Source organism: Lapillicoccus sp., assembly GCF_046595215.1.
Taxonomy (GTDB): Bacteria; Actinomycetota; Actinomycetes; order Actinomycetales; family Dermatophilaceae; genus Lapillicoccus.
In genome coordinates this window covers 1-8101 of record NZ_JBKJPP010000150.1, presented here as the reverse complement: position 1 = coordinate 8101, position 8101 = coordinate 1, and the positions used below count along the sequence as shown (strand labels likewise).

At 70.0% G+C, this 8101-nt stretch carries 9 protein-coding genes and 1 tRNA gene; 1 reads left to right on the top strand and 9 read right to left on the bottom strand.

Annotation, left to right across the window (positions count from 1 at the left end; genetic code table 11):
• Positions 1–341: 341 nt before the first annotated feature.
• Positions 342–1370, top strand: a complete 1029-nt coding sequence (locus ACLL9L_RS13310) for a hypothetical protein (protein WP_411285142.1) — start codon at positions 342–344, stop codon at positions 1368–1370.
• Positions 1371–1630: 260 nt separating this feature from the next.
• Here the strand turns inward: ACLL9L_RS13310 and ACLL9L_RS13305 are convergent, their stop codons facing one another.
• The 9 genes from ACLL9L_RS13305 to ACLL9L_RS13265 all read right to left on the bottom strand — a co-directional run.
• Positions 1631–1975 (bottom strand): GroES family chaperonin, encoded by a 345-nt coding sequence (locus ACLL9L_RS13305; protein WP_411285141.1) that lies wholly within the window; start codon positions 1973–1975, stop codon positions 1631–1633.
• Positions 1976–2005: 30 nt separating this feature from the next.
• The gene (locus ACLL9L_RS13300) at positions 2006–2284 is read right to left on the bottom strand and encodes a DUF3618 domain-containing protein (protein ID WP_411285140.1); all 279 of its coding nucleotides are present in this window, start codon (positions 2282–2284) and stop codon (positions 2006–2008) included.
• A 30-nt stretch (positions 2285–2314) separates the two neighbouring features.
• The gene (gene bcp / locus ACLL9L_RS13295; RefSeq protein WP_411285139.1) at positions 2315–2782 is read right to left on the bottom strand and encodes a thioredoxin-dependent thiol peroxidase; all 468 of its coding nucleotides are present in this window, start codon (positions 2780–2782) and stop codon (positions 2315–2317) included.
• Between the two features lie 135 nt (positions 2783–2917).
• A tRNA-Leu gene (locus ACLL9L_RS13290) sits at positions 2918–2998 on the bottom strand.
• 33 nt (positions 2999–3031) lie between these two features.
• Positions 3032–4612 carry a molybdopterin-dependent oxidoreductase gene (locus ACLL9L_RS13285; protein ID WP_411285138.1) on the bottom strand — a complete coding sequence of 527 codons (1581 nt, stop codon included), beginning with the start codon at positions 4610–4612 and terminating at the stop codon, positions 3032–3034.
• The gene (rdgB, locus tag ACLL9L_RS13280) at positions 4609–5244 is read right to left on the bottom strand and encodes an RdgB/HAM1 family non-canonical purine NTP pyrophosphatase (protein ID WP_411285137.1); all 636 of its coding nucleotides are present in this window, start codon (positions 5242–5244) and stop codon (positions 4609–4611) included. Before rdgB ends, ACLL9L_RS13285 begins: the two co-directional genes overlap by 4 nt.
• Positions 5241–5990: a ribonuclease PH gene (gene rph, locus ACLL9L_RS13275; RefSeq protein WP_411285136.1), complete on the bottom strand. Its 750-nt coding sequence runs from the start codon at positions 5988–5990 to the stop codon at positions 5241–5243. The genes rdgB and rph overlap by 4 nt, the downstream gene beginning before the upstream one ends.
• Positions 5991–6163: 173 nt before the next feature.
• Positions 6164–7249 carry a hypothetical protein gene (locus tag ACLL9L_RS13270; protein ID WP_411285135.1) on the bottom strand — a complete coding sequence of 362 codons (1086 nt, stop codon included), beginning with the start codon at positions 7247–7249 and terminating at the stop codon, positions 6164–6166.
• The coding region (locus ACLL9L_RS13265) for a TerC family protein (protein WP_411285134.1) at positions 7246–8101 on the bottom strand (856 nt) is incomplete at its 5' end. The genes ACLL9L_RS13270 and ACLL9L_RS13265, both read right to left, overlap by 4 nt.

Genomic DNA, 8101 nt, shown 5'->3' with positions numbered 1-8101 from the left:
CAACGGGATGGGCTCCGACCTCCAGGTCTGGGCCCATCCACCATTTTCCTTCCCAGCACGTGATCGGCACGCGCATCTACCGCTTCGCGGCCGAGCAGGCATCATGCGTCTTCGTGGACCTAGCGTGGCCCATGCACAGATGGAAAATGAGCCGTGGCTCCCCTCCCGAGGGGACGTCGGTCCAGCCGGATGGCCCCGTCTGATAGGTGCGCCGTCGACAGGCCCGTGTCCACCCGCCGTTAGCCCGAGGGGTCCTACGACCAAAGGACAATTGCGCCATGCTCTCCGCGCACCCCACGGTGAGGTCTGCACGACTACCCCTCCAGCGGAATGAGGAAGACATGTCACGCAGAGCGCACATCGTCAGGGCGGGGCTGATCGCCCCGTTGCTGGTGGCGTCGGTCCTGGTCGGGACGACGGGATCGGCGCAGGGCGCGTCGTCGAACGGCTGTACCGATGGTGGCTTCCGGTTGGTGAACCAGACGACCGGAGCCACGGTCGCGACCGTCGGCAATGACCAGGTCGGCACCGCCATCCCGGCCGCCCAATTCGGCGACAGGTTTGCCGTCCGTGGCCGCTACGCCCAGTTCGACGTGCGCAGCGCTGACTTCGCGGTTCTCGATCAGGCATTCACCGGTGCGGCCAACCCGCTCGACATCACCGGCGGACGCTTCACTCCCGTCTTCGCCAGCAAGGTGCCCGACCACCGCGGCCTCGTCCTGAGCAGCGCCATCGTCGTGGAGATCAACGGCGAGGACCTGGTCCTGCAGCGCACCGGCACCGGCCTCTCGATGAAGATCCAGGCCAAGGACTGCGCCCAGGGGGGGATCTTCCAGATGGAACCGGCGCGCTCCGACGGCAGCGCGACCCGGATCACCCATCTCCTGGCCCAGTCCACGACGCCGGGGCTGACGCCGTTCTACTTCGACAACCCCAACTTCCGCGCCCGCATCGGGCAGTTCCTCGGCTCGGGCTGCACCAGCGTCGCGACGGGCCCGCCCGGGCAGTTCTGCGTCAAGGTGACCCCGCGGGTCAACATCGCCAACGACGTGTCCGCACGGTTCATCGCCCGCGACAGCGCCCAGGTCGCGACCCGGGTGCCACAGTCGGAGTGCAATACGACCGATCCGCTCGTCCCGAGCGTGCGCCATTGCGGCGGGATGTCGGTCTGGGACGTTGCCAGCGGTGGGCGGATGGGATTCGTCACCGGCGAGGACTCGACCGAAGTGGCCAACCCGCCGACCACCTGCGTGAGCGACTGCCAGGCACAGAACCGGGTGCGCGGCCGGCTCGACAACCTGGGACACCCGTTCCCGGTGCCCGCTGGGAGCCGTCTGACCCCGAGGACGGCTGCGGTCCCCGCCCCCTGAACAGCCGCACGGCCGTGGACCCTCTCCCGTACCACCGGGAGGGGGTCCACGGCTGCGTGGCCGCCGTGCCCACTGCCATGGCACTCACGTTGCTGACGTGACCTGGTCAACCACGCCGTCCCCATGACCGCCTTCAACCCCGGGCGACGACGCCCTGAGGCCTGCGCCGTCGCCCGGGGTCACGGCATACCGAGGCGCCTTGCAGGTCGCGGCTGAAGCGGTACCTCCGAGCCCTGCCCCCACCCCGGTCGGCATCCACCTCAGAGGTAGAGGCCGGTCTTGTCGTCCTCGACCCGCGGCGCGGCCACAGCATGGATGTCCCTCTCCCGCAACAGGATGTATTGCTTGGAGTGCAGCTCAACCTCGTGACGCTCCTCGGGGTCGAAGAGCACCCGGTCGCCGACCTGGACCTGGCGCACGGCTCCCCCCGTCGCAACGACCTGCGCCCAGGCCAGACGCTTGCCCATCGACGCGGTCGCCGGGATGACGATGCCCCCACCAGACCGCCGCTCCCCCGCATCGTCCTCGACGGTGACCAGGACCCGGTCGTGGAGCATGCGGATCGGGAGCCGATCTTGCGCGGAAGCCGTGCTCTTCGTCGCCATTCGGTGACCGTCCTGCTCGGGCGCCCAGCGTCAGCTGCGCTGGCGACGCACCAGGCCGATGGTGATGAGCAGCGCGGCGACGGCCCCGAGCACGCCCGCGAGCCGCTCGACGCGGATCGCGCCGTCGGACGTGCGGGTGGCCCCGGCAAACGCCACGCGGGCGCTCTCGCTCTGGCGGCGGATGATCTCCTTGGGTTGGGACCGGGTGACCAGCTCGTCGACGGTCGCCGTCAGATGGGCCCGCGTCGCGGCGATATCTGCCTCGATCTGGTCGATGGACGGGTTGGTGACCTGCTGTGAGTCGCTCATCGGCGGCTTCCCTTCGCTCGAGTGGACACCCTACAGACCCAGGTCCGCACGCAGCTTGGCCACGTGCCCGCTCGCCCTGACGTTGTAGCGGGCGTCGACGAGCGTGCCGACCTCGTCGACGACGAAGGTGGAGCGGATGACGCCCCGCACCGTCTTGCCGTAGAGCTTCTTCTCGCCGAAGGCGCCGTAGTCGGTGAGGACGCTCTTGTCGGGGTCGGAGAGCAAGGTGATGGTCAGGCCGTCGCGCTCGCGAAACCTGGCGAGCTTCTCGGGCTTGTCGGGACTGACGCCGACGACCTCGTAGCCCTGGGCGTGCAGGGCGTCGATCGAGTCGCTGAAGTCGCACGCCTGCGTGGTGCAGCCCGGGGTCATCGCCGCCGGGTAGAAGTAGACGACGACCTTCGTGCCGCGCAGGTCATGCAGCGACACCTGCTCGCCCCGGTCATTCTGGAGGGTGAAGTCGGGGGCGGTGTCGCCCGCGCTGAGCCTCGCGCTCACGTCCGCTCCTTCTCAGGCTCAGGTATGCCGTCGGGCCGGTTCCCGATCTGACGTCACCAACGTAGTCGACCCGTCCCCGACCCCGCGACGGTGGACCGCCCGGCAGGGTGAGACCACCCTCGGATGACCTCCCAGTGCGCAAGGGGGGATTCGAACCCCCACGCCCGAAGGCACCGAGACCTAAACCCGGCGCGTCTGCCGTTCCGCCACTTGCGCGCGGCCCCCATTCTAGTGACGGCCGCGGCCCACTCAGGTGACGGTGACGCTGATCGTGTGCAAGCCGGTGGCGCCGTTCGGTGCCGGCGGCGCCTCGTCGGCGACCTGGACGGATCCGGCCCTGTCCGTCGCCCTGACCTTCAGGGTGTGGGGTCCTGCGGTCGCGGCCCACTCGTAGACCCACTGGCGCCACGAGTCGATGGTCGGCTCGTCCGCGAGCCTGGTCGGCTGCCAGGGGCCGTCGTCGACCTGGACCTCGACCGTGGCGATCCCCCGGTGCTGAGCCCAGGCCACGCCGGCCACGGCCACGGTCCCGGCCTGGACGCTCGCGCTGCGTCGGGGGACGTCGATCCGGGACGAGGTCTTGACCGGCCCCTCGGCGGACCAGCCGCGGGGGGTCCAGTATCCCTCGTCGGCGGCGAACCGGGTGACCTTGAGCTCGGTGACCCACTTCGTCGCCGACACGTAGCCGTAGAGGCCCGGCACGACCAGCCGCGCCGGGAAACCGTGCTCGAAGGGCAGCGCCTGCCCGTTCATCGCGACCGCGATCAGCGCGTTGCGGTCGTCGGTCAGGGCCCCGAGCGGCGTGCCCGCGGTGAAGCCGTCCGAGCTGCGGGAGAGGACCATATCGGCGCCGGCCCGGGGCCGCGCCATCGCCAGCAGCTCGCGCACCGGCCAGCCGGTCCACATCGCGTTGCCGATGAGGTCACCGCCCACCTCGTTGGAGACACAGGTCAAGGTGATGAGGTGCTGTTCGAGCTTCTTGCCCAGCAGGGTTCTCCAGTCGAGGGTGATCTCCTGCTCGACCTCGCCGTAGACCCGCAGGGACCACGTCGCGGTGTCGAGTCGCGGCACCACGAGGGCCGTGTCGATCCGGTAGAACGCGTCGTTGGCGACGACGTAGGGCGTGATGCCGGGCACGGAGATCGACGCGCCGTCCACGGCGAGGGGAGTCGTGGCCGCAGCCGGGATGGTCACCTGGGCCCGCGACTCGCTCGCGCTGGTGCTCCCACCGGAGATCTTCGCCCCGACGACGCCCGCGACGACCGCACCGACCCCGGTGAGGACCCGGCGCCGGGAGAGGGAGCCGTGGGCAAGCGCCGACGGGGACAGGAGCCGGCCGAGAGTCCGGACGCCGAGGATGGTCCCGATGACCGTCGGGATGATGTCCTGGGGGGCCGCGCCCGGGCGGCTGAGGACCGCGGCTGCGCCGAGCGCCCCGACAACGCAGAGCAGCACGAGAGCGAGCGTGTGCCGGGTGCATGCCAGGACGCCGATCGCCGCGCAGAGCGCGACGAGGACGACGCCCATGCTGACGAAGAGCGCCAGCTTGTCGTTCGTGCCGAACGTCGAGATGGCGAAGTCCTTGAGCCACGGCGGTGTCCGGTCGATGAATGCACTGCCGATGGCGGGGACCGGCGACGGGGTGCCCCCACCCATGCCCAGCAGGCCCATGACTCCGGCGAGCAGGGTGGCGACCCCGATGGCCACTCCCCCGGAGAGCACACCCGTGAGTGCGGCGCCGGGGCGCGATGGTCTCGGCTCCACAGGGGGCGTGCCGGAGGGCAGCACCGCCTTGGAGACGTCGTCGAAGCGCGCCTCGGACATGGTCATGACGTAAACTGGCTCCTCAGCAGGGGCACCATGGCGCGGAAGGCCTTACCACGGTGCGAGATGGCGTTCTTCTCCTCGTCGGTGAACTCGGCGAGGGTGCGCGAGCCCCCGTCCACGAGGAAGATCGGGTCGTAGCCGAATCCGTTGGCACCCTTGCCTGCTCGGGCAAGGGAGCCGTGGACCCGGCCCTCGGTCGCATGCGTCGTCCCGTCCGGGAGCGCCAGCACGGCGGCACAGACGAACGACGCCGTGCGGTGCTCGTCGGGCACGTCCGAGACCTGCTCGAGCAGGAGCGAGGTGTTGGCCCGGTCGCGGGCGGCGCGGGCCAGGTCGGCCCCACCCGTGCTCCCCGACCAGCGGGCGCTGAAGACACCCGGCGAGCCTCCCAGGACGTCCACGGCGAGCCCTGAGTCGTCGGCCACCGCCGGGAGCCCGGTTGCCAGAGCCAGGGCGACGGCCTTGAGGCGTGCGTTGCCCTCGAAGGTCACCTCGGTCTCGGCCACGTCCGGTGCTCCGGCGACGTCGGCCGCTCCGACGACCTCGAGGCCCAGCTCGTCGCTCAGGCCGGCGAGGATCGCGCGCATCTCATGCACCTTGTGCTCGTTGCGGGTGGCGAGGACGAGACGGGTCACGACCGCACCCTGGGGGGCTCGGCCAGCGCCTCCTGCTGCAGGACCGTGAGGTCCTGGCAGCCCTTGGTCGCGAGGTCGAGGAGCTGACCGAGCAGGGCGCGGTCGAAGGGCTCGGCCTCGGCCGTGCCCTGGACCTCGACGAAGCGACCGTCACCGGTCATCACGACGTTCATGTCGGTGTCGGCCGTCGAGTCCTCCGGGTAGTCGAGGTCCATGACCGGCAGGCCCTTGACGACACCGACACTCACGGCGGCCACCGACCCGGTCAGGGGCTGGGCGGTCTGTTTGACCAGACCCTTGCCGCGGGCGTCCTCGATCGCGTCGACGAGGGCGACGTAGGCTCCGGTGATGGCCGCGGTCCGGGTCCCGCCGTCAGCCTGCAGGACGTCGCAGTCGATCACGATCGTGTTCTCGCCCAAGGCCTTCGTGTCGACGACGGCCCGCAGACTGCGCCCGACGAGGCGCGAGATCTCGTGGGTGCGACCGCCGATCCTGCCCTTGACGGACTCACGGTCGGACCGGGTGTTGGTCGCCCGCGGCAGCATGGCGTACTCCGCCGTGACCCAGCCGGTGCCCTTTCCCTTCAGCCAGCGCGGCACGCCCTCGGTGAAGGAAGCCGCGCACAGGACCCGGGTCCGGCCGAACTCGACAAGCACACTCCCCTCCGCGTGGTCGAGCCAGTTGCGGGTGATCCGCACCTCGCGGGTCTGGTCAGGGGCACGTCCGTCATGGCGCTGTTCACTCATGACGGCAAGGCTAACCATGGGTCAAGCGTAGGTCGGTCCCGCGCCCGGGACCCCCCGTCCGGCCTTACAGGACCGTGACGTCCCCCGATTCGTCCGTCACCCCTGACGCCCACCGCTGCGTCCGGCGCGACGGTCGCCGCGGCGACCGACGTGTCGGACGCAAGGGTGACGGGTCAGCCTCTCCCGGAGACCAGCGCGAGGCGTTGGTGCTGGCGGAGGGATCCGTCGTCGACGAGCGCGATCCACCCGCCGCCGTGGATGACGATCTCGATGAGGTCGTCGACCAGGTCGTGGACCTGGTCGTGGACGTGGTCGTGCGACACCGTGCCGATGTCGTCCCGTTGGGTGAGGGCTGCGCTGCAGCGGTGGCCCGGGACGGAGTAACCGGTTTCGACGGCAAGCATGAGCGGAGAGCGGCGGCGGCCCTCGCGCCAGGCTGCCTCGATCCCGGTGAAGACTCGTCGCGGGTCTCGTTCGAGGGTTTCACGGACGAGTGCCAACGCGCTGTGTCGCCTGGAGACCAGGTACTGCTCCAGGGCGATGGAGGAGCCGCGGAGGATGTCAGCGGGGGTCGGATAGTCAGCGGTGTCGAGCTTCCCGGCCAACCGCTCGAGGTGGCTTGAGCGTTGCGCGAAGGTGGCGAGGAGCGCCTCGGGCCCGGCCAGCACGAGCGGGCTCGGGAAGGTCAGACGGTGCCGGCCGAGCTGGTAGTCGACCTCGGCGAGGAAGGTGTCGCTCGCCAGGGCGCGGTCCGGTTGTCCGTGCTGACGTGGCTCGGGGGCCTCGCTCGTCATCGAGACGCCGGCAACCGAGGTCATCGTCATGCCCTGGGCGTGGAAGAGCTGAGCGCCCGAGGAGTCGAGGGTGAGGATGAGGTGCGGTGGCGTGGCGTGCAGGGCCCGCACGAGGTCACGGGTGGCGAAGGTGGGTTCGACGACCGCGCGGGGGGTGACGCTGACAGGAAGGCTGAACGAGCGGCGCACTGCGTGGCTCACGTAGAGCGCACGGCTGCCTTGGGTGGGCTCGCCAGCGACCTGCTGGGCGATGTCCCGCAGCTCGGTCATGAGCCGCCCCCGGGCGAGGAGCCCGTGGCTCTCGAGCTCCGACCCGGCCTGGTCCACGAGGGCCATCATCAGCTGGCGGTCGTCGCCCCGCATGCTCGGCGCCGGCGTGGTCGCCACCAACACCGAGATGCACGGGAAGCCTCGCGCGACGGTCAGGTCGGCAATGTCGCGCCAACGCAGCAGTGGGTGCGTCATCGACGACTCGCCGGGGTCGGACGGGTTGCTCGAAGGCTTGCGGTGACCGCGACGACCAAGCAGGCAGCAATGGCAGCCAGGGACAAACCGATCGGGACCTTCCAGATGTCGATGAGCAGCATCTTGATGCCGACCAGGATGAGGATGGCGGCCAGGCCGGCCTTGAGGTAGACGAAGCGGTGCATCAGGTCCGCGAGGAGGAAATACATCGCGCGCAGCCCGAGGATCGCGAACGCGTTGCTGGTGAAGACGATGAACGGTTCCTGGGTGATGGCGAAGATGGCGGGAATGGAGTCCACCGCGAAGATGAGGTCGCTGGTCTCCACCAGGACGAGCACCATGAACAACGGGGTGGCGACCCACCGCCCGGCGCGGCGGACCCAGAACTTCTGTCCGTCATAGTCGTCGGTGGTCGGGATGACCCGGCGCGCGAGGCGCAGGACAGGGTTGGCGGAGAGGTCCATCTGCTCGTTGCGATGGCGGAACATCCGCCACCCGGTGTAGAGCAGGATGACGCCGAACACGTAGAGGACCCAGTGGAACCGGCCGAGCAGCGCGGCCCCGCCGGCAATGAAGATCGCGCGGAGGACCAGCGCGCCGAGCACCCCGTAGAAGAGCACCCGGTGCTGATACATCCGCGGCACGGCGAAGTATCCGAAGATGAGGGCGAACACGAACACGTTGTCCACCGCGAGGCTCTTCTCGATCAGATACCCCGCGTAGTACTCGCCTCCCGCTTCGGCGCCGAACATCCACCACACCACGCCGCCGAACGCCAGGCCGAGCGACACCCACGCCGCTGACCACGCCGCCGCCTCGCGGACACCGACGACATGGGCACGGCGGTGCGCG